Annotated in this window: 19 protein-coding genes and 3 tRNA genes; 3 read left to right on the top strand and 19 right to left on the bottom strand. The window is 47.2% G+C overall.

Translation table 11 applies throughout. From position 1 onward, the window contains the following. Nucleotides 1-24: 24 nt before the first annotated feature. Both bfr (U0358_RS04555) and bfr (U0358_RS04550) read left to right on the top strand, forming a co-directional pair. Nucleotides 25-501, top strand: coding sequence for a bacterioferritin (gene bfr / locus U0358_RS04555; RefSeq protein WP_317496482.1), 477 nt, complete (start codon nt 25-27; stop codon nt 499-501). Then, complete coding sequence (gene bfr, locus U0358_RS04550; protein ID WP_317496481.1) at nt 501-968, top strand: bacterioferritin; 468 nt, start codon at nt 501-503, stop codon at nt 966-968. Before bfr (U0358_RS04555) ends, bfr (U0358_RS04550) begins: the two co-directional genes overlap by 1 nt. 70 nt (nt 969-1,038) lie before the next feature. On the opposite strand, the gene U0358_RS04545 is transcribed toward bfr (U0358_RS04550), so the two are convergent. From U0358_RS04545 to U0358_RS04525, 5 genes are all read right to left on the bottom strand, one after another. After that, nucleotides 1,039-1,126 (bottom strand) — tRNA-Ser (locus tag U0358_RS04545). 46 nt (nt 1,127-1,172) lie between these two features. Continuing rightward, nucleotides 1,173-2,804, bottom strand: coding sequence for a methyl-accepting chemotaxis protein (locus tag U0358_RS04540; RefSeq protein ID WP_322407219.1), 1,632 nt, complete (start codon nt 2,802-2,804; stop codon nt 1,173-1,175). Nucleotides 2,805-2,925: 121 nt separating this feature from the next. Continuing rightward, complete coding sequence (locus U0358_RS04535) at nt 2,926-3,483, bottom strand: gamma-glutamyl-gamma-aminobutyrate hydrolase family protein (protein ID WP_322407218.1); 558 nt, start codon at nt 3,481-3,483, stop codon at nt 2,926-2,928. A gap of 74 nt (nt 3,484-3,557) precedes the next feature. Next, a complete protein-coding gene (locus U0358_RS04530) occupies nt 3,558-4,535 on the bottom strand; it encodes an amidoligase family protein (RefSeq protein WP_322407217.1) in 978 nt (325 codons plus the stop codon). Beyond that, complete coding sequence (locus U0358_RS04525) at nt 4,528-5,913, bottom strand: M28 family metallopeptidase (protein ID WP_322407216.1); 1,386 nt, start codon at nt 5,911-5,913, stop codon at nt 4,528-4,530. Before U0358_RS04525 ends, U0358_RS04530 begins: the two co-directional genes overlap by 8 nt. A 314-nt stretch (nt 5,914-6,227) precedes the next feature. Here U0358_RS04525 and U0358_RS04520 point away from each other — a divergent pair, with 314 nt between their 5' ends. Continuing rightward, entirely contained in the window at nt 6,228-7,070 is an 843-nt protein-coding gene (locus U0358_RS04520; protein ID WP_322407215.1) for an SDR family oxidoreductase, read from the top strand. A gap of 16 nt (nt 7,071-7,086) precedes the next feature. Here the strand turns inward: U0358_RS04520 and U0358_RS04515 are convergent, their stop codons facing one another. From U0358_RS04515 to ruvA, 14 genes are all read right to left on the bottom strand, one after another. Then, nucleotides 7,087-8,508, bottom strand: a complete 1,422-nt coding sequence (locus tag U0358_RS04515; RefSeq protein ID WP_322407214.1) for a glutamate synthase small subunit GltD family protein — start codon at nt 8,506-8,508, stop codon at nt 7,087-7,089. Beyond that, complete coding sequence (gltB, locus tag U0358_RS04510; RefSeq protein WP_322407212.1) at nt 8,508-12,974, bottom strand: glutamate synthase large subunit; 4,467 nt, start codon at nt 12,972-12,974, stop codon at nt 8,508-8,510. Before gltB ends, U0358_RS04515 begins: the two co-directional genes overlap by 1 nt. A gap of 137 nt (nt 12,975-13,111) precedes the next feature. Further along, the gene (gene nadA / locus U0358_RS04505; protein ID WP_317496473.1) at nt 13,112-14,152 is read right to left on the bottom strand and encodes a quinolinate synthase NadA; all 1,041 of its coding nucleotides are present in this window, start codon (nt 14,150-14,152) and stop codon (nt 13,112-13,114) included. A gap of 140 nt (nt 14,153-14,292) precedes the next feature. Further along, nucleotides 14,293-14,368 (bottom strand) — tRNA-Lys (locus U0358_RS04500). Between the two features lie 30 nt (nt 14,369-14,398). Further along, nucleotides 14,399-14,474, bottom strand: a tRNA-Lys gene (locus U0358_RS04495). A 130-nt stretch (nt 14,475-14,604) separates the two neighbouring features. Further along, the gene (gene ybgF, locus U0358_RS04490; protein ID WP_322407211.1) at nt 14,605-15,366 is read right to left on the bottom strand and encodes a tol-pal system protein YbgF; all 762 of its coding nucleotides are present in this window, start codon (nt 15,364-15,366) and stop codon (nt 14,605-14,607) included. A gap of 20 nt (nt 15,367-15,386) precedes the next feature. Beyond that, complete coding sequence (pal, locus tag U0358_RS04485; protein ID WP_317498541.1) at nt 15,387-15,923, bottom strand: peptidoglycan-associated lipoprotein Pal; 537 nt, start codon at nt 15,921-15,923, stop codon at nt 15,387-15,389. Between the two features lie 53 nt (nt 15,924-15,976). Beyond that, nucleotides 15,977-17,326, bottom strand: a complete 1,350-nt coding sequence (tolB, locus tag U0358_RS04480; RefSeq protein ID WP_322407210.1) for a Tol-Pal system beta propeller repeat protein TolB — start codon at nt 17,324-17,326, stop codon at nt 15,977-15,979. Between the two features lie 11 nt (nt 17,327-17,337). Continuing rightward, a complete protein-coding gene (gene tolA, locus U0358_RS04475; RefSeq protein WP_322407209.1) occupies nt 17,338-18,255 on the bottom strand; it encodes a cell envelope integrity protein TolA in 918 nt (305 codons plus the stop codon). A gap of 2 nt (nt 18,256-18,257) precedes the next feature. Next, nucleotides 18,258-18,686 (bottom strand): protein TolR, encoded by a 429-nt coding sequence (tolR, locus tag U0358_RS04470; RefSeq protein WP_317498538.1) that lies wholly within the window; start codon nt 18,684-18,686, stop codon nt 18,258-18,260. Then, complete coding sequence (gene tolQ / locus U0358_RS04465; protein WP_034819846.1) at nt 18,683-19,393, bottom strand: protein TolQ; 711 nt, start codon at nt 19,391-19,393, stop codon at nt 18,683-18,685. Before tolQ ends, tolR begins: the two co-directional genes overlap by 4 nt. 3 nt (nt 19,394-19,396) lie before the next feature. Further along, nucleotides 19,397-19,807 carry a tol-pal system-associated acyl-CoA thioesterase gene (gene ybgC, locus U0358_RS04460; RefSeq protein WP_317498537.1) on the bottom strand — a complete coding sequence of 137 codons (411 nt, stop codon included), beginning with the start codon at nt 19,805-19,807 and terminating at the stop codon, nt 19,397-19,399. A gap of 400 nt (nt 19,808-20,207) precedes the next feature. Further along, nucleotides 20,208-21,227: a Holliday junction branch migration DNA helicase RuvB gene (gene ruvB / locus U0358_RS04455; RefSeq protein ID WP_317498536.1), complete on the bottom strand. Its 1,020-nt coding sequence runs from the start codon at nt 21,225-21,227 to the stop codon at nt 20,208-20,210. Nucleotides 21,228-21,236: 9 nt separating this feature from the next. Then, nucleotides 21,237-21,854 carry a Holliday junction branch migration protein RuvA gene (ruvA, locus tag U0358_RS04450; protein WP_317498535.1) on the bottom strand — a complete coding sequence of 206 codons (618 nt, stop codon included), beginning with the start codon at nt 21,852-21,854 and terminating at the stop codon, nt 21,237-21,239. Nucleotides 21,855-21,857 lie beyond the last annotated feature (3 nt).

Raw genomic sequence — 21,857 nt, 5'->3', positions numbered from 1 at the left:
AGTGAATTAAGGAGTAATACGGCTATGAAAGGTGATGCTAAAGTCATCCAGCAACTGAATAAAATACTGACACTAAAACTTACCGCTATAAATCAGTACTTTCTTCATGCCCGCATGTATCGTAACTGGGGCTTCGAAAGTTTGAACAAGCCTGTCTATAAGGCCTCTATTAACGAAATGAAGCACGCCGATGTTCTTATCGAACGTATTTTATTTCTGGAAGGCATTCCTAACTTGCAAGAACTCGGTAAATTATACGTAGGTGAAGACCCAAGAGAAATGCTGGAAATGGACCACAAAGTCCAGTTCAATGATGTCAGCGCAATACGCGAAGCCATAAAAGAGTGTGAGATACACAAAGACTATGTCAGCCGTAATGCTTTACGCGACATTCTCGACTCGCAGGAAGAGCATCTCGACTGGCTTGAAACTCAAATTGATTTGATATCGCGTCTGGGTAACGAGGTCTATTTGCAAACAAAAATTCAAGGAGCTGAATAATGCGCAGAGATAACAATATAGTTGAGCAGCTCAACCGTCTTCTGGCTTTTGAGCTGACATCAATTGACCAGTACACCTCGCATTCTCGTCAGTACGAAGACATGGGTTTAATGAAGCTTTATGAGCGCATTAACCATGAAATTGACGACGAACGCGGGCATGCGGACTTGCTTATTCGCAGAATTCTATTCCTGGAAGGCAAACCCAACATGAGTAATCGCGAACCTCATACCATAGGTTCGGATGTTCGGGAAATGCTGGAAAACGACTTGCAGCTTGAGTACAACAACGCAAAAACACTGCGTGAAGTCATTGAGTACTGTGAAGAAGTTGATGATTATGTCACCCGTGAGATGCTGGTCGGTATTTTAAAAGATACTGAAGAAGACCACGCGTACTGGCTACAGATACAGCTGAACTTGATGGATCGCTTGGGCGAGAAGCTCTATTTACAAAGCATGATGTAATCCATTTCTCATCAAGTCCCTACTTTCTGCAGACACAAAAAAACCGCCTCAAGGGCGGTTTCTTTGTATCTGGCGGAGAGAGAGGGATTCGAACCCTCGATACGTTGCCGTATACACACTTTCCAGGCGTGCGCCTTCAGCCACTCGGCCACCTCTCCAGAACGGCCGCTATGGTAGGGGGTTTGGCCGTTCTAATCAAGGGGTTTAAACAATTTTAAAGCGTTTCATGCCATTATTTAACCGTTTTGCCAGTTCGTTCAGCTCACGGCTGGCTTCACTAATCTGTTCTGAGCCAGCAGCTGTTTGCTCAGCAGCCTGAGTAATGGACGTGAAGTTTTGGTTTATTTCTTCCGCTACGGCAGTTTGCTCTTCCGCGGCAGTCGCAATTTGTGCGTTCATATCGCTCATTTTTTCAACCGAGCTATTCACCGCATGCAAAGACTCACCCGCGGAACGCGCCTGTTCAACACTTTCTCCAGCCTTTTCTCTGCCTTTTTCCATAACGGTAACTGCGTCGTTGGCGCTCAATCGCATGGTTTCAATTAAGCTCTGAATATTACGAGTAGAATCCTGAGTTCGGTTCGCTAACGCGCGCACCTCATCGGCAACCACAGAGAAACCGCGGCCATGTTCGCCTGCACGGGCAGCCTCAATTGCGGCATTCAACGCCAGTAAATTAGTCTGGTCAGCAATGCCTTCTATCACTTCCAGTACTTTATGAATTTCTGCGGTGTTATCAGATAACTGACCAATAACTTTTGACGCACCTTCAACCTGGTTTGCCAGTTCTTCAATAGAGCGAATGGTCGCTTCAACTTCACGGCTACCACCAACAGTCTCTTTATCAGTGTCGTCCGCCAACTGAGCCGCCTGCTCTGTATGCTGAGCAACTTCCCGTACCGTCTGTGCCATCTGATGAATTGCCGTTGCCCCCTGAGTGGTCTGCTCTTGCTGCTGAACCACTAGTTGCTGGTTATCATTCGCTGTTTCAGACAACTCGTTCGATGAGTTCAGAATCGTATCTGCAGAATCATTAACGTCCTGCAGAATCTCTCTAAGTTGACGAACCATGCGATTCACGTCCGCCATCATACTATCTTCATAGCGTGTTCGGGTTGAAACCGTTAAGTCACCATCAGCAATACGCTGCAATACTTCAGCCGCCTCTTCGGGCTCGCCGCCTATGGTGTGAGTCAGCTTAGCCACTATCCGCCAGGCAGCTATGCCACCCGTAATAATAGCGAAAGCCGTCACCCACCACATTAAAGTGGCAAAGTTTTCGCTGCGGTCCATAACACCTTCGGTACCTGTCGCTATGTTCTGCTCCTGATACTCAATGAAGGTATTAATGCGATTCAGCCATTCAGCGTAAACCGGAGACAATTCATTCAGTACGTATTCCTGCGCTTGTTGACGTTGACCAGAGCTTAATAAACGCTCAGTTTCTTCGGCGGCGGCCAGTCCTCGCACTTGCACGTCTTCAATAGCTGCCAATAATTCACGTTCTTTGCTGCTAACCAAAGTGCTGTCAGAAAAAATAGCGCTCATGCCCTTATCCGCTGTTTTGTAGTTAGACTTTAAATCATCAATTAACTCGCGGAGCGGAGGGCGATCAGCAGCATCATCCACAAGTACTAAATCGCGCAGAGCAATAGCCCGGTCATGTACACTACCGCGATAATTAATAGCAAAGCGTTGTTTTTCACTTCCTACTTCATTCACTCTTGTGAGTGTTTTATCGATTTCGCTAACCTGATACGTACCGACAATCGTCGTTATAACAAGTAACAATAGAATAAAGGCAAACCCCGCATACAATCGATTTGCTATGCTCATGTGGTACTCCAGAAAGTGATGATGATATATTTATCTATGTAATTGAACGATTATACTAACCAGGCTTAAGGATAGATCAAAAAAATTGATATATTGATGACAGTATAATCGAAATGTTTAATTATTGTTTGATAAGCCAACGGAAAATTCTGAGCTGGCTGGGCACATAAAAAAGATACTCAGGATGCCACTGCACGCCAATAATAGTTTGTTCGTTCTGGCCTTCAGAAGCCTGCAGAAAACCATCGAGATCCCAGCCCACAGCAAGCATACCGACGCCGGTTTGCTTCACAATTTGTGAGTGCAGGCTGTTAACTCGCAGTTTTTGTTTTTTACAAATTTTCGCCAACTGACTCCGGGGCTCAATAAACACTTGTTTGGTTGGCAATAACCCGGGCCTGTTATAGGTTAGCCGTCGTAGCTCCCGGATATTCTGATTCAGTTCACCGCCCAACACCACATTAATCAATTGCGAGCCACGACAAATACCCAACAGAGGCTTTTTCTTTTCCAGTGCCCAACGTATCCAGGCAATTTCAAGCTCGTCTCTGTCAGGGTCGTACTCACCGTCACGCTCAGGTGGTTGATTATACTCCGAAGGACTAATGTCATCGCCGCCACCAATAATCACGGCGTCAATGCCTTCGTGTTCACAGCGGTGCCTGACACTCGCGCGCACAGGGGCTGCCCCAAGACACTTCAGAATAAGCCACGTACACCACCAGGAAGGCGACCACCGCCTGGCGGTCCCGGTTACAACCACTCGCGGTCTTTGAGCCATTGCTGCAACCTTTCCTTCCAGTCTTTCTCTGAAACTCCTATTAACGGGCGCTCAGCATCAGTAAACGCCTGCTTCCAGTATTCTAATGCCTGTTCGTCATTTGCAAGAGCATCCACTATCCACCAAATTCTCCATGGTTCGGTTAAATTCCAGTCAGGGTGTTCAAGCTGACAATTCGGTAAACGATAATGAAATGTCGGGCGGGCTTTGATCTTATTATCTTCCACTGCTTTTTTAATTTTTTCTTCATCCAGAAAAGCAAACAGTGGCAACATATCCAGCGCCCGATTACGAGTCGCGTTATGTTCCAGATAATCACTAATCAGTTGCTCCTGACTTACCTCCTGCTGAGAGACCAGCAAACGGGTGTAAGCTTCAGGGTATTTATCAATATAAGGACTCAGCTTTCGTGTTGTATCAACCCGGTGAGCCTCTACTAGCCACCATTGTAACAAAGAGAATGCCTGCAAATAACGCAGCAGGCTATTTGGGTCTAAAGATGGTACCTCGGGATTAATGTGTACACCGTAAGCCGCAATCCAGGATTCATCGGTACCTTTCGCCCCGGCTTCGCGTAAAGCGTCCGTCAATGGAATTAGCTGCTCACACTGTTCAAGAGTCAGTGGTGGGCAAACAATTTCAATCGGTACCAGGTTCTCAGCTATGCTACCTAACTCGCGCACCCAGGCAGACTTGTCTCCACCTTCGGCTTTGGCTTTTCGCTTTAAATAGTCCCAGTCTATCTCAACTGTAAATGACCCCAGTTCATCCACTTCAAATTTTTGCTCGGCTTTAGAGACAGCGACCCGTTCCCCCGACAACTGTTGTTGCAGAACTTCGACGGTTCTCTCCAGGGTTAAACCGCTAAACTCCAGTTCAAAACCAACTCTTCGGTCTTCCCCTTCATAATTTAGCGGCTCGGTTAATGCTTTGAACAACCTTTTACTCAATTGAAAATGTCCCCGCTGGTCCCGGAAATACGACTGGGCTTTCAAAGCCATCGTTACTGACACTAGCTACACCAAAAATGTAATTATCGATCACCACATTCTCCAGTGTGTATTCGTTTACGTTACCCACATAGCGACTGAACTGCCACTGCGGAGCGCTGGTTAAACGCCAGTAAACTTTATAACCCGCAATATTTTCTTTATCTTCCTCTTGGGCTGCCCAGCGCAAGGTTGTATCCGGTTTTACTGCACCTTCTATTTCGACATTAGCCGGTGGTCTTGGTGCCCACGACATGCTCGCCATAGAAACGGCGTTTAATGCCGTCAGTTTCGCTGCGTAGTCAAAGTCTACGCCCTCTATGGTGTCGCCATATTTAATGCCATCTTCCACACGAAGGTCCTGGTGCTGACGATTATAGTTTTCGTTGGTTTCCATAATGCGGATACCGGCATAGCCTAAGTCATTAAAAGGTCTGTGATGCCCTCCGCGACCAAAACGATCTAAGCGATAAACAATCATTGTATCTAAATTGTTGATGTAGCGATCAGCCACTGTATCAATGTAGCGCGCTAAGTTCCGTGAAGGGGAATCCACTTCGCCACCATAAAAACGACGCATGGTTGCTTCGCGATCCGATTCATTCATACGGGTGCCTTCAGCAAAAATACGTGCAGTGGTGTTATTAATGACTCCGTTAATGCCTTCAATGTTACCAATCATGTCATTATTGAGCACAGCGGTCAGATGCCAGCCTTCTTCTTTGGCCTTTTCAGCCAGAATTTTTCCGCCAAACAGGCCTTGTTCCTCACCGGCCAGTGCCGCATAAACAATAGAACCATCAAACTCGCACTGAGTCAGCACTCGTGCCGCTTCTAACGCGCCAGCGACACCGGAGGCATTGTCGTTTGCGCCAGGGGCGTCCGAGGTATAATCCATAACATCGCTAACGCGCGAGTCGATATCACCGGACATCATCACATAACGATTAGGGTCTGTTTTGCCACGCTGAACAGCAATGACACTTTTTACTTCCACAGGGTCGGGTATGCGCTTTTCTCCCGAAATAGTGTCGCTGACATACATGACTTCTAGACAGCCACCACAGGCTTCTGATATGCGCTCAAATTCGGCAAAAATCCAGCGCCGCGCAGCACCAATGCCGCGCGTATCCGACTCGGTTTCAGATAAGGTATGGCGTGTGCCGAAATCCACCAGGGTCTGAATATCACTTTCAATACGGTCAGCCTGCATGGCGTCAGCTATTTTATGTAGCTTTTCCTGCTCTTTATAATCAATGCTATCCTGAGCGATAGCGCTCAACGGCGTGGCTAAACCAACACTTACCGCCAGTAATGAACTTGTCCACAATTTGAACATAATTGAATACCTGTTAATTAATAAGCTTGATTCGATTATGCGGTATATAACAGAGGATGGAAAGCCATGCGCTGGAACAGCCTGCAATAACCTTTATGACTGCTCCGTTAGTTTGGCAAGCCCGCTTCCCCTTCAAAGCTGTCGTACTCGCTAAGATGTTGTTTAAACAGAGACTGAAATTGAGAGCGGTGATAATCTGTTTTAAGCTCATCAATCAGACTTTCTATTGTAAGGCTCACTGCTCATAATGGGCTATTGGTCAGTATCTATATTAAGTTCAACATTTCTTTTTCATTAACGCTAAGAGGATCTTCATGCAAACGCTTTTACTCGGTTACGGCGACATTGCAGACCGCGTTGCGCAAAGGCTCAGCGATCAAAACGAGCAGGCCACCGGAGTTTGCAGAACCCCGGAGAGCAAGCCGGTGCGCAAAGGAGTCAATTTAGTTGCAGCAGACTTAAACAATGAACAAGAGCTTCACCAACTGTTCCAGAATAAATGGGATAATGTTGTCATTACCCTGACCCCGGAAAAAGGCGCAGAAGATAGCTATCATCATGGCTACGTCGTTCCCTGCCGTCACCTGCAGCAAGTGCTGTCGCAGCAAACTCATCAGCCTAATATTATTTACGTTTCCAGCACCGGCGTTTATGCACAACGCGACGGCGAGTGGATTGATGAAAACAGTGCAACCGAGCCTACATCAGACTCTGGTAAAGCTCTATTGCAGGCTGAATCCATTATCGATGCCTTACCGGGGCAAACCTCGATTCTTCGTTGCAGTGGTATTTACGGAGAAGGGCGTGACTTTTTGCTGCGTCAACTAAGTCAAGGTAATGTCCAGCTTCGTGACAGCTGGACCAACCGCATACATCAGGACGATGTCGCTGGCTTTATTGTGCATTTACTTACCCAGGTTAATCAGCCAAGTCCTGTTTATTTGGTTAATGACGATGAACCGGTCAAACAATACGAAGTTTACCAATGGCTGGCTGAGCAGCTTGGAATTGAGCTGACCGGAAGCATTGATACAGACGTTGGTCCAAGAGGCTCTAAACGCTGCATGAATAAGGGCTTGAAAGAAAGCGGTTACCCACTTCAGTATGCGAATTTTCGCGAAGGTTACGCACCAGTTATTAAACAATGGCAGCGCTGATTGCGCTGCTCATAACTTATACGGCGTCGAAATAATCGAGCATTCCCTCGGCGGCGTTGCGTCCTTCGGCTATCGCCGTCACCACCAAATCGGCGCCGCGCACCATATCGCCACCGGCAAATATTTTCGGGTTGCTGGTTTGCATAGCATACGCAGTATCGCCAGTAGCCAGCACGGTGCCCCAGTCGCTTAGCGCCACTTTGTGCTGTTGTAACCATTCCGGCGGGTTAGGTTGATAGCCAAAGGCAATAATGACTGCTGTGGCCGGCATAACGAATTCTGAGTCCGGCACAGGCTGTGGACGCCGGCGACCGTCTTCATCAGCTGGGCCAAGCTCAGTGCGTACCATTTTCACGCCGCTAACCTTACCGGAATTGTCCGTAATCACTTCCAGCGGTTGCAGATTAAACTCGAAAGAAACTCCCTCTTCACGAGCGTTTTGCACTTCTTTGCGTGACCCGGGCATATTGCCTTCATCCCGACGATAAGCACAGACCACTGACTTCGCTCCTTGTCGTATTGAGGTTCTGACGCAGTCCATCGCGGTATCGCCACCGCCAAGTACAACCACCGTCTCGTCTTTCACATCAATCAGCGGATACTGAGACATTGGTTCATGAGCCATGAGTTTTTGCGTATTACCAATCAGAAACGGCAAAGCAGGATAAACCCCGTCGGTATCCAGACCTTTTAATTTTCCATCCAGCGCTTTGTAGGTTCCTAACGCTAAAAATACCGCATCGTAACTGGCTTCCAGTTCAGCAAAACTGATGTCTTTACCCACTTCGACACCCAGCTTAAACTCAATGCCCATGTCAGTGAATATTTCACGACGTAAAGTCATTACCTCTTTGTCCAGCTTAAATGGCGGAATGCCGTAAGTCAGCAGTCCGCCAATTTCCGGGTAGCGATCATACACTACAGCTTTGACACCATTGCGGGCGAGCACATCAGCGCAGGCCAGCCCGGCAGGCCCGGCCCCTATCACAGCAACCCGTTCCTGACGTTGAGTCACACCACTTAAGTCTGGCCGCCAGCCCTGTTTAAAAGCTTCATCGACCATTTGTTTTTCAATACTGCCAATAGTTACTGCGCCGAAACCGTCATTCAGTGTACAGGCACCTTCACACAGACGATCCTGCGGACAGACCCGGCCACAAACCTCAGGCAGGCTGTTGGTTTTATGCATAAGCTCAGCGGCTTCAATAACCCGCCCTTCGTTGGCCAGCTCCAGCCACTGAGGAATATAATTGTGAACCGGACACTGCCACTCACAATAAGGGTTACCGCAATCCAGACAACGGTCAGCCTGACCTTTTAGCTGTACATCGGGCATTGGATCATAAATTTCTTTAAACTCGATGCGACGCTCTTCAACCGAACGCTTCGGCGGATCAATGCGCTGCACGTCCAAAAATTGATAAATATTCTTGTTCATTACATCACCTGCACACGTAATTCTGCGGTTGACCGCGCCCGATGCCCTAAAAGCTCTTTCACATCTGCCGCTTTTGGTTTGACGATATAAAAGCTGTCCACTATTTGCTCGAAGTTGTTTAGCAACTCGCGCGAGTAGTGACTTCCCGTTGCTTCGTGATGCTCATGAATTAAACCGCGCAAGTGCTCCTGAATAATCGGGGTATCCACTGCTACGGCTTCAACCAATTCGTGGTTAAGCCGACGGTGCAAATCACCGTCGCTGTCTCTTAAATAAGCAAAACCGCCGGTCATGCCCGCACCAAAATTGATGCCGCAGTCACCCAGTACCACCACAATTCCGCCTGTCATATATTCACAGCCATGGTCACCAATGCCCTCTACCACAGCTGTAGCGCCGGAGTTACGAACCGCGAAACGCTCGCCGGTACAACCGGCAGCATAAAGCTTGCCGCCAGTCGCGCCGTACAGACAGGTATTCCCCATAATAACGGCTTCGTGCGTGTTATAACGACAGCCTGCTGGTGGCTTAATGGTAATTTCACCACCGGCCATACCTTTCCCGACGTAGTCGTTGGCGTCTCCGGTCAGGTGTAGCTTTAAGCCACCGGCATTCCATGCACCAAAGCTTTGTCCTGCGGTACCAATAAAACCTAAGGTAATTGGCGCAACCGCCATTCCCTGGTTTCCATGCTGACTGGCAATGTAACCCGATACACTTGCAGCAACCGAACGGTCATCGTTACGAATAGCCAAGGACCAATGACCTCCGCTGCGCTTATCGATAGACTCTTTGCACAACTCCAGTAATCGCTGGTTCAGCTTGCCCTGATCAAACGGCGGGTTCTTCTCGGTGCAATACAAAGAATGCTCTGAACGCACTCCTGCGGACTGCAGCAAGGCATTTAACTGTAACTGCTGCTGGCGTTTGGTTTCACCAGTCAGCCGTTCCAGTAGGTCAACCCGGCCAATAGCGTCGGTTAACTTCTCCAGCCCCAATTGGGCGAGAATGTCACGCACCTCTTCCGCCATAAACTCAAACAGTTTCACCACGCGTTCCGGCAAGCCGGAGAAATGTTCACGGCGCAGAGTTTCATCCTGAGTAGCTACGCCGGTTGCGCAGTTGTTCAAATGGCAAATGCGTAAATATTTACACCCCAGAGCAATCATAGGGGCTGTGCCAAAGCCGAAGCTCTCAGCGCCTAAAATAGCCGCCTTCACAATATCCATACCGGTTTTTAAGCCGCCATCGACCTGCAACCGAATTTTATGACGCAAGTTATTGGCGACCAAGGCTTCATGCACCTCAACCAGACCAAGCTCCCACGGTGAGCCCGCATACTTGACCGAAGTCATGGGGCTGGCACCGGTTCCGCCGTCGTAGCCGGACACAGTAATTAAATCGGCGTACGCTTTAGCAACCCCCGTAGCAATGGTGCCAATACCAGGCGTAGAAACCAGCTTGACTGAAACTAAGGCTTTCGGGTTCACCTGTTTTAAATCAAAAATCAGCTGGGCTAAGTCTTCAATGGAATAAATGTCGTGATGAGGCGGCGGGGATATCAAGGTAGTTCCAGCAACGGCGTAACGCAGCTGGGCAATTTCTGCAGTGACTTTTTCGCCGGGCAGCTGGCCACCCTCGCCGGGTTTGGCCCCCTGCGCAACTTTTATCTGTATAACATCAGCATTAACCAGATAATGCGGCGTAACACCAAAGCGTCCCGAGGCCACTTGCTTAATTCGCGAATTTTTTGCGTTGTTAAAACGCTTCGGATCTTCCCCGCCTTCACCAGAATTTGAGTGCCCGCCAATAGTATTCATGGCAATAGCTAAGGCTTCATGAGCTTCAGCGCTTAACGCACCTATCGACATAGCCGCCGTATCAAAACGCTGAAAAAGAAGCTCTTTAGCTTCTACCTTTTCTTTTTTAATTTTTGCTTTTTCAGGCAATTTAATGCTGAGCAAATCACGCAGGTGAGTCACCGGCCTCTCATTAACGAACTTAGCGTAAACGTCGTAATCTCGCTGCTCGCCTGTTGCTACCGCTCGTTGCAGTGAAGTCACAACATCCGGGTTGTAAGCGTGATACTCCCCGCCGTGCACATATTTTAGCAAGCCGCCCTGAGCCAGTTTTTTTCGTGTTAACCAGGCACGGTGGAAGCTTTGCTGAAGATCCTGCTGTATATCGTCAAACCCAGTACCATCAATGCGTGCTGGCACGTTTTCAAAGCAAAGACGACGCACATCTTCGTTTAGCCCAACCGCCTCAAACAAGGAGGATCCCCGGTACCCCGCCACTGTCGCAATACCCATTTTCGAGAGTATTTTCAGTAAGCCTTTATTCAGGCCTTTACGGTAGTTGAGCAACGCCTCCTTTATGTCCAGTGTGACTTTGCCCCTGGCCACCAGTTGTTCCACGGTCTCATACGCAAGGTACGGATAAACCGCAGTGGCGCCTAAACCTATTAATACTGCCATATGGTGCGGATCACGCGCGGAGGCGGTTTCAATAATAATGTTTGAATCACAGCGAAGATCATTATTCACCAGCACTTGTTGCACCGCCCCAACAGCCATGGCTGCCGGTATCGTCAGCTGTTCCCGCTGTAAATCTCTGTCACTGAGAACCAGAATAACCGTTTGTTCATCCTTAACCGCGGCTTTTGCCTGTTCAACCAGGCTATCGATGGCTTGTTGCAGGTTTTGCTGCTTCGGTTTAAAACCAAGCGATAAAGTGGTTGCACGGTAATGTTGTTCGTCCAGTTCACGTAGCTGTTTTAAATCGGTGTACATCAGGATAGGAGATTCAAATACCACCCGATCGGCATCGCCCGATGCTTCGTTAAATACGTTATGCTCACGCCCGATAATAGTGGAAAGCGACATGACATGGCTTTCACGAATCGGGTCAATGGCCGGGTTGGTCACCTGCGCAAACTGCTGGCGGAAATAGTCGTAAAGCAAACGCGGCTGCTTTGAGAGCACCGCAGTGGGTGTATCGTCGCCCATAGAACCCACAGCTTCCTGACCATCTTTGGCCAGAACACTGATAATTTGCTGGATTTCTTCTTCGGAGTACAAATACGCTTTATGAAAAACCAGCATGGTCTTGTCGTCATACAAACGCTTACCCAGCTTGTCAGCGTGGCTACGCTCAAACGGTATTAAGTGACGACGGTGCTGTTCCAGCCATTGTTTATAGGGGTGACGCTGCTTGAGTTCTTCTTCAATTTGGTCGTTATACCAAATTTTGCCGGTATAGGTATCCACCGCCATCATTTGTCCCGGTCCTAAGCGACCTTTTTCAATCACTTCCTGCTCGTCGTAATCCCAGATACCCACTTCTGAAGCAATGGTCAGAATACCCGAACGGGTCAGAACATATCGCGCCGGACGCAGACCATTTCTATCCAGACTGCAGGCCACATGTCGGCCATTGCTCATGACAACGCCGGCAGGCCCATCCCAGGGCTCCATATGCAGGGAGTTAAACTCGTAAAAGGCGCGCATTTCGTCCGACATAGTGGCATCGCCCTGCCATGCCGGTGGAATCAGCAAACGCATTGCCCGGAATAAATCCATGCCGCCAGCCAGTAATAGCTCCAGCATATTGTCTAACGACGCAGAATCGGAGCCTGACAGGCCCACCAGTGGCTTTGCGTCTTGTAGATCCGGCAATAAGGGCGTCTGAAATTTATAAGCTCTTGCCTGTGTCCACTGACGATTTCCACGTACAGTATTAATTTCACCGTTGTGAGCAAGGAACCGGAAAGGCTGAGCCAGCGGCCAGCGCGGTTCTGTATTGGTAGAGAAGCGTTGATGGAAGACACAAATAGAGGTTTTCATTTCGGCATCGGCTAAGTCGATGTAATAAGCCGGCAAGTCAGCTGCCATCATCAGGCCTTTATAGACTAAGACCAGACTCGACAACGACGAAATATAAAGCTCATCCTGATTAGGCATCCGCTTTTCGATGCGCCTTCGGGCCATATACAAGCGTCTTTCTAGATCTTTTTTACGCCAGCCCGGCGGAGCCGACACCAGAACCTGCTCAATAACCGGCTCAGACGATTTAGCGCCTTCACCCAGTACTTGGTTGTTAACCGGAACTTTACGCCAGCCAGTGACCGCTAAAGTCTCTCTTTGAAGCTCTTGCTCAATAAGATGGCGGGCAGACTCACGCTTATCCTTGTCGCCGCTAAAAAATATCATACCGACAGCAAACTTCTTGCTTAGCTGCCAGCCTTGGGTTTCTGCGTAATGGCGGAAAAACTGTTCGGGTATTTGCAGTAGCAGCCCACAGCCATCTCCGGTTTTACCATCGGCGCCAATACCACCACGATGTTGCATACGATCCAACGCTTTTACTGCGGTAGAAATTAAACCTTGCTGAGCTTCGCCATTAATATCAGCGATAAGGCCAAAACCGCAGTTATCACGGACATCAGCTGGATCATAAAGTCCCATGCTTACACCACTCGAATAATTATTCAATAAAGTTAGATTAGCATGCAGAAATTCACTTCGGTAGGCACTGAAGTTATTATTGTTATAAATATGTTTTATGGACCAATAGTAAAAAGGCTCCCGAAGGAGCCTTTAAATTATTTTAAGCTAGCTGAAAATTCCAGCATTCGGTCTAACGGCACCATGGCTTTTTGACCCAGAGCTTCATCGACATGAATCTCATGTGTTGCTCCACCATCCGTTAACGCCTCTTCTATCGCTTTTAAGCCGTTCATTGCCATCCAGGGACAATGTGCACAACTGCGACACGTTGCACCATTACCCGCGGTTGGGGCTTCAATAAAGGTCTTATTCGGCTGCAACTGCTGCATTTTATAAAAAATGCCTTTATCGGTTGCTACTATGAAAGTCTCATTCGGTAATTCCTGACTCGCCTTAATAAGCTGCGAAGTAGAGCCAACAGCATCCGCCATCGCCACAATATTCTCCGGCGACTCAGGGTGCACGAGAATAGCGGCCTCAGGATGAAGCTTTTTCATATCCTGCAGAGCTTTCGCTTTAAACTCATCATGCACGACACAAGCACCCTGCCACAGCAGCATATCTGCACCGGTTTCCCGTGCGATATAGCCGCCTAAATGCTTATCCGGTGCCCAAAGAATTTTTTCTCCTTTGGAATCCAGATGATCGACAAGCTCAAGCGCCATACTGGATGTCACTACCCAGTCTGCACGAGCTTTTACCGCTGCCGAAGTGTTAGCGTAAACAACAACGGTCCGGTCAGGATGTTGATCACAAAACTCAGCAAATTTTTCCGGTGGACAGCCAAGGTCAAGAGAACACTCGGCCTTTAATGTCGGCATCAGTACTTGTTTGTGAGGCGTAAGAATTTTTGCTGTCTCACCCATGAAACGGACACCAGCTACAATCAGTTTCTTTGCCGGGTGATCTCGCCCAAAACGAGCCATTTCTAAAGAATCGGCCACACAGCCACCGGTTTCCTCAGCTAATGCCTGAATATCAGGGTCTGTGTAGTAGTGCGCCACCAATACAGCGTCTTCATCAATCAGAAGCTGCTTAATGCGATTAATGGTTTCAGACTTTTCTTCCGCACTTAAAGGTTTAGGTTTTGGAGGAAAAGTATAATCAAGGCTATCCAGAGTTTGAATCTCGGTCATGATACTACGGCTTGTTTTCTAAGTGTTCTCAGTAAGTGAGGGCTATTATAGCTGAATTCAAGGGATGCTTATAGCTAAGTCCGTATCACTCTTAATTCATCGGTATGGATAAGTGTTTTTTAATGAGGTATTCAGTGAAGTGGTGGGTTGTGCAGGATTCGAACCTGCGACCAATTGATTAAAAGTCAACTGCTCTACCAACTGAGCTAACAACCCAAATTCTGGTAAATATTTTCATTGGCGACGTGGTGGGTTGTGCAGGATTCGAACCTGCGACCAATTGATTAAAAGTCAACTGCTCTACCAACTGAGCTAACAACCCAAACGCCAATAATGTTGCCCGTTTCTGCTTGGCAACGGCGGCATAGTTTACTGAAATAGTGCGCGTATGCAACTGAAAATTGAAAAAAACTGTTCGATTGCTTAATTCACGAACACATGTTGCTCAGTTGTTATTTATTTAAGCGTTGTTTTGCCAAATTAGATTCGGTACTTTCCGGGTATTCTTCGATCACTTGCTCGTAATAAGCTTTTGCATCTGCTGATTTATCTTGCTCACTGGCGATAACACCAAGCTTTAATAAACAATCGCCACGTTTATTACTGTCTGGGTAGTCATTAACGACAGTTTCAAACTGTTGCTTTGCCTGATCGTATTGTCGTTTAGCAAAAAACAACTGACCTAGCCAGTAATGGGCATTAGGAGAGTATGTTGAATTTGGAAAGTTCTTCAGAAAAGACTGAAATGCGGGTATAGCTTCATCGTAACGCTTATCCTCAAGAACTAAAGCTATCGCTTTGTCATAAGCATCATTCTCGCTAAGGTTTGGAGAATAGCTGCTATTGTCTGTTTGTGTCGGTACCTGCTCCAGATCATTGTAACCATCGCCTGCACTTTCACTCTGGTTATTGCTCGACTTCAAATTACTGAAACGACGATCAATTTCCTGATACAGTTCGCGCTGGCGTTCCAACAATTGCTCCAGACGGTATTCATGCTCTTCCGTTATGCCTCTTAATTCAGCAACATTTTGCTGCAAAGAACCTAACTGATTAAGCATTTCAAGCTGAGCACTGGAGCGCGCTTCGAGCATGCGCTCGATCTGCTCTAGTCGTTGCTCAACGTCACCTGAAGACGACAGTCCAGAAACAGGAGCCTGGGCCATAACAACCCCAGGCACACACAAACATACAGCTAACAGCGTTTTTCTCATTACTATCCGTTACTTTTAAATTAGTAAACTAAAACAGCGCGACGGTTTTTCGCGTATGCGCGTTCGTTTGACTCATTTACCATTGGCTTTTCTTCGCCATATGAAACAGTCGAGGTTTGAGAATCCTGAACACCCAAGTTGTGCAAATAGCTCTCAACTGCCTTAGCACGTCGTTCGCCTAACGCGATGTTGTACTCAGGCGTACCGCGCTCGTCGGTATGACCTTCGACAACAACTTTCACAGACGGATTTTTGACTAAGTAATCAGCATGCGCTGACAACATTTCCGTGTACTCTGACTGCACATTAGATGTATCAAAAGCGAAGTAAACGATGTGTTCTTTACGTAACGCTTCCATTTTTTGCTGACGTTCTTCTTCCATCGTTTGTGCGCGTTCTGCTGCACCAACTTCGACACCAGAGTCTTGCTCAGCTTGTTGATTGGTTTCCTGACCTGCGCCCATACCTGAATCAGTTTCCTGGTTTGAGCTACAAGCGGCCAGAGTCGCCATTGGTACAACGATTGCCAGAGCTTTTAAAAGTTTATTAAGCTGCATCCTTTTCGTCCTTATCGTTTTTATCGAACAATTCAACCATTCAGGCTTTTGTTTTACATAAATGGCGACCAAGTCGGTGACTTAACTTCACCATCGGTTGCCGGTAATCGTGCTTTAAAACGCCCATCGATAGAAACCAAAGCCAGTACTTGTTTGTTATTATGCGTTGTACTGTAAATAACCATGCTGCCATTTGGTGCCACACTTGGTGACTCATCTAAAGACGTTTTCGTTAAAACCTGCATATTTCCACGTGGAAACTCTTGCTTCGCGATATGATAATTGCCACGTGTTCGGTTCACTAAAATCATATCTTCGCCAGACGGCAATATAGTACCGCCCAAATTCTGCTCACCCTCAAAGGTTAACCGACGAACCTGACCTGACGATAAATTTACGCTATATAGTTGCGGTCTGCCACCTCTTTCTGAGGTAAACACTAAAGATTCACCATCTGGTGTCCAGTTAGGCTCTGTATCAATCGTACGATTACGAGTAACACGTTGCAAGTCCTTAGTTTTAATATCAAACACATAAAGTTCAGGATTCCCATCCTTAGATAAGACCATAGCTAACTTTTCGCCATCTGGCGAGAAAACGGGGTTACCGTTTATCCCGGGAAACGATGTCAGTTTCTCACGCCGGGTAGTATAAATATCCTGCATGAATATTTCTGCCGTTTTATTCTCGAAACTAACATAGGCCAGTTTATTACCATCTGGGGACCAGGCCGGAGACATCAATGGCTCGGGCGAACGCAGCAATATCTTCTCGTTTGCGCCGTCATAATCAGCTACAGCCAGTTTATAGGGGTAGCGGTCATCATGATTTACCGTGACATAAGCGATTTTGGTCATGAAAGCACCACGTTCGCCAGTTAATGCTTCATAGGCCACGTCTGAAATTCGATGTGCGTAAGAGCGGAATTGATCACCATCAATAACACTAGATCGGGAATCTAGGATATGGTCATTACTCTGCACCAGCTCGCCATTGCGCAGCATTTGAGAGTTACCACCGGTAATTTGTCCCCGGAGTACATCAATAACTTCAAATTTAACCATATAGCGGTCAACGGAATACGGTTCTATTGAACCGACTAAAATGGCTTCGACGCCCATCTTAGCCCAAGCTGAGTAATCTATCTCATCATCGGCAGTCGGCCGTTGTGGCATTGCACTTGCTGGAATCGGATTAAATTTACCGCTGCGCATAAGATCTGCAGCAATAACATCGGTCAGCTCGTTTGGTGCCTTTCCTTCACCTTTCCACTCGAACGGCACCACCGCAATCGGCCTTGCCGTATCAATACCTTCCGTGATGACGATTTCCAATACTCCTGCTCGCGCAAAAGCAGTTAGCGCAACAAAGAGTAAAATGCTTTTAATTAATATATTTTTCATCGGTCACCTTGTTACAACTGCGGTTTTACAGTCAGTTTAATTGTACTCATTTGTTCATAAATTTCCGGATCTTCAGAAACCGGCAGTGTTGTAGCTTTCAATACGGCATTTTGCGCTGAACGACAAACGTTCGTATCGCCACTACCGGTGTCTACTGACTTGACGAACCCACTCGGAGCTACTCGTATGGTTAACTCACATGACTTGCCACGCATTGAGTCATCAACATTCCAGTTTCTTTGAATAGTTTGCTGAATAAGTGCCTGATACTTTTCAACTTCACTCAGTACTTGTTGACGACGAGCGGCTTGCCGACGCGCCCGTTCCGCTTCCATTTCTTTTTGCAACTGAGCTTCTCGTTCAGCCGCTTCACGCTGTTGTTGTTCACGTTTACGCTGCTCTTCCAGACGTTTACGACGTTCTTCCTCAGCACGGCGTTCGGCTTCCTCTGCTTCGCGTTTACGCCGCTCTGCTTCTTTCGCCGCCGCCTCAGCTTTGGCACGCTCCTGCGCCAGGCGTTCAGCTTCTTTCTTTTCTCGCTCTGCCTGTTTGCGTGCTTCTGCAGCTTCTTGCCTTTCTAATTCCTGTTGACGCTCTATTTCTTTTTTACGTTGCTCTTCTCTTTCGCGCGCTTTACGCGCTTCTTCAGCACGCTGCTCAAGTCTCTCTATACGGCGCTGTTCAGCCGCCTCTTTTTCCGCTTTCTGCTGACGAATTTTGTCTGCCTGCTGTTGAACCTTGGATTTATCTACTGTGACTGCACTGACAATCTCTTCTGACATATCCAGCTCGCTTTGATCTAAGTTGACTTCCATCGCCTCCGGCGTTGAAGGGGTAAATTCAAAGCTAATCAATAACACGCCCGCAATCGCAGCGTGTATCACAATCGAATATATCAGCGGTAAGGTTAAGCTATCTGATTTTGCCACAACTAATTATCCGACGAATCTGTCATTAAACCGACTGAGGGCACACCCGCTCTTTGCAGTAATACCATCAGTTGCACAATTTGGTTGTAAGATACCGAACCATCGCCATTGACCATAACCGGGGTGTCAGGCTCTACTTGCAGGTGAGCAGCAACCAGAGTAGCGAGTTCATCAGCCTGCATGGGCGTATCTTGGGAGTCACCCTGATTTAAATAGTAACGCCCTTCAGCATCAACCGATGCAACCAGGGGTGGTTTACTCTCTTCAGAAAGAGGCTCGGCCGTTGCTTTCGGTAAGTCGACTTTAACCCCCTGAGTGATCAAAGGGGCTGTTACCATAAAAATGATCAGTAGCACCAGCATCACGTCGATGTAAGGCACTACGTTAATTTCCGCAACCGGCTTACGACGCTTGCGCGGCATTACCATCATACCGTTTCGCCCTCTACTTTACTTTTGCCAGCCTGAGCCGACGACTGCCGCTGTAAAATTGAGATGAATTCATCAATAAAGTTCATGTACTGATTATCAACTTTTTCCACACTGGTGGTGAATCGGTTGTAAGCAATAACGGCCGGTATCGCGGCAAAAAGACCCATCGCAGTAGCGATCAATGCTTCGGCGATACCTGGTGCAACCATCGCCAACGTGGCCTGTTGCACGGCACCTAATGCGATAAAGGCGTTCATAATTCCCCATACCGTTCCAAACAAACCAATATAAGGACTTATAGAACCAATAGTGGCCAGAATACCTAAGTTGTTATCCAACTTTTCGGTTTCTCTGGCGTGCGCTACGCGCATGGCACGAAACGCGCCTTCAAGCATTGTTTGCGTATTCGTTGTTGAGTGGTTACGTAATCGGGCATACTCTTTAAAGCCAGCGTGAAACAATAACTCCATTCCTCGTGCGTTTTTAGCGCGAGCCGAGATTTCCTGATAAAGGCGCGCAAGATCAACGCCTGACCAGAATCTATCTTCGAATTTTAGCGCGTCATTTCTAGCCTGCTTCAGCACCTTTTTGCGCTGGAAAATTAATACCCAACCCCATACCGACATCGCCAGTAACATAACCATCACCAGTTTGACCAAGAAACTGGCTTGCATGAATAAATCAATAAACGATAGTTCTGCTTCCACGCTTTAAACCCCTGACTGAATACGCGATATTATCGGTTCCGGAATAGCCACAGCTTTCATCGCCCGGTTATCAACACAGGCGGCTACAACTGTTGCCTGGCAATGCACACTGCCATCCTTCGCCAAAACTTGTTGTTCGAAAACCAAAGAGGCTTTCTTAATGTTTGTTACTTTGACAGTGACCGTTAACTCAGCATTAAACTTAGCCGCCTGCCGTAAATCCAGTTCTACCTTGCGAACCACAAAGGCTATATTGTGAGCTAACCAGGTATCCTGTTCAATCCCTAATGATCTTAACCACTCTGTTCGAGCTCTTTCAATGAACTTGAGATAATTAGCATAATAAACGATACCACCTGCATCCGTGTCTTCGTAATAAACCCGGATAGGCCATTCAAACTCATAGTGAGACATTACCACCTCAAGTAAAGTTCCGAAAAGTTACCTTTGTGTAATATTTTGTAAAGAAGCCCTTAAAACTACAACTAACTATTTTGTCAGCCGACTTTTTTTTATAACAGAACGAAAACAGAAAAATTTCAATACTATGATTTTTAAGGCTTTCCCTTTTTTGTTATAAATATGTTGCGCTTTTTTTGTACAAAAATATCAACCTTCAGATTAGTTATTATAATGCGAACATCTAATTTTTCTTGTTTGATCAGAGTCAGATTAACTTTATAATACTCAGCATATCAAAGACGAAGAGATTGGTTGTCACTTTTTCTGAGATTGTTTATTCAGTAATAGTTCCCTGGATTTAACTTCCTTCTTGTTGTTCTTTTGCCCGCACATTGTGCGGGCTTTTTTTTACCTATTTTTCAGGCTTTAATCCAAAATGCTGATAAGCTCTGGGAGTCGCTACGCGTCCACGCGGCGTGCGTTGTAAGAACCCTTGTTGAATTAAATAAGGTTCCAGAACGTCCTCAATAGTATCCTTTTCTTCGCCTATCGCTGCTGCCAGGTTATCTAACCCCACAGGTCCACCCATGAACTTTTCCATAATGGCCAATAACAACTTCCGGTCCATATAATCAAAACCGGCCTGATCAACGTCCACCATAGTCAAAGCCGCATTGGCTGTTGCTTCGTCAACGTCACCATTACCTCTGACTTCTGCATAGTCGCGTACCCGACGCAATAAGCGGTTCGCTATACGTGGAGTGCCCCTTGAGCGGCGAGCTATTTCACGAGCTCCACCATCAAGCATTCGGACATTCATAAAATGAGCCGACCGCGCAACAATGTCGGTTAGTTCATTAACATCATAAAACTCAAGACGCTGCACAATACCAAAGCGGTCGCGTAGCGGTGACGTCAGTGCTCCCGCACGGGTGGTGGCTCCAATAAGGGTAAAGGGTGGTAAGTCTAATTTAATCGAACGCGCTGCCGGACCTTCGCCTATCATAATGTCGAGCTGATAGTCTTCCATAGCTGGATACAGAATTTCCTCAACAACCGGGCTTAAACGATGAATTTCATCAATAAACAAAACATCGTGCGCTTCGAGGTTGGTCAGCAACGCCGCTAAATCTCCGGCTTTTTCCAGAACCGGGCCCGAAGTTGTTTTAATACTCACATCCAGCTCATTCGCCACAATGTTCGCTAGCGTCGTTTTACCCAGCCCCGGAGGACCAAAAATTAAAAGGTGATCCAGTGCTTCTCCACGCTTCCGCGCGGCCTCAATAAAAATTCCCATCTGCTCAACGACGTGTTTCTGCCCGGTATAATCCGCCAGGTTTTTAGGCCGTATGGCACGATCAACGGCTTCATCTTCCCCTTGTACGTCGGGTTCAATGAGCCGCTGAGTGGGTATTTGATCGGCTTCTATCATCAGGCTTCCTTACGACAGCTGTTTTAACGCCAGTCGAATCAAGGTCTCGCTATTATGTTCTGAAGAGTACACTTTTTGCAGGGCTTTTTCAGCTTGATTCTCTTTATAGCCAAGAGATTGTAAGGCACTAATCGCATCCGTTCTTGCATCAGCCGGATGTTCTCCGACATCCATGCCCTGACTATCCAGCGGTGCCCGATCAGTAAATGGTGTAGACGGCTGCCAGTCTTTGAGTCGGTCACGCATTTCAATTACCAGACGCTCAGCGGTCTTTTTGCCGACACCTGGTAATTTCACCAAACGAGTCACGTCGTTTTGGTTCACTGCCATAACAAACTCATCGGCTGACATGCCGGATAAAATAGCCAAAGCCAGCTTTGGGCCAACTCCCTGAGTTTTCAGTAGCAACCGGAACAACGAACGTTCTGAAGCTGAGATGAAACCGTACAATAGTTGTGCATCTTCACGTACCACAAAATGCGTGATTAACTTTATGGTTTCTCCCACCGGCGGCAACTGATAGAAACAGGTCATTGGCAACTGAATTTCATAACCAACGCCCTGTACATCTAATACCACTTCCGGCGGCTGCTTGCTGGTAAGTACGCCCTGAATATGACCTATCACTTT

The sequence above is a fragment of the Idiomarina sp. PL1-037 genome (genome assembly GCF_034422975.1).
Classification (GTDB): domain Bacteria; phylum Pseudomonadota; class Gammaproteobacteria; order Enterobacterales; family Alteromonadaceae; genus Idiomarina.
The sequence above is the reverse complement of the archived record's forward strand: the minus strand, read 5'-3'. Positions and strand labels throughout refer to the sequence as shown.